Origin of the sequence: Pseudomonas sp. SIMBA_067, from assembly GCF_046534675.1 — a bacterium.
Classification (GTDB): domain Bacteria; phylum Pseudomonadota; class Gammaproteobacteria; order Pseudomonadales; family Pseudomonadaceae; genus Aquipseudomonas; species Aquipseudomonas putida.
Genome location: NZ_JAWRYH010000180.1, coordinates 1 through 328, shown reverse-complemented (window position 1 = coordinate 328; position 328 = coordinate 1). Strand labels below are relative to the sequence as shown.

1 protein-coding gene is annotated in these 328 nt (G+C 72.0%); it reads right to left on the bottom strand.

From position 1 onward, the window contains the following. Positions 1–328 (bottom strand): MFS transporter (locus SB765_RS28620; protein WP_410932356.1); only part of this gene is annotated, 328 nt, incomplete at both ends.

The window sequence follows — 328 nt, the reverse complement described above, 5'->3', positions numbered from 1 at the left end:
CACGGCGCACGAGCAGCGACGCCGGAATCATCACGACGGCGGCCAGCGCGGCGATCGCCAGCATCGACGTGCGCCAGCCGTGCCCCGACACGAGCCAGGCCGCGAGCGGCGACATCGTCATCGGCGCCATGCCCATGCCGGCCGACACCAGCGATACCGCGAGGCTGCGGTGCGTATCGAACCAGCCGGTCACGCAAGCCATCATCGGCGCGAACACCGCGGCCGTCGCACTGCCGACGGCCAGCCCGAAAATCAGCTGGAACGCGAGCAGCGACGGTGCACGGCTCGCGAGCGCGAGGCTCGCCGACAGCAGCACGGCGCCCGTCAC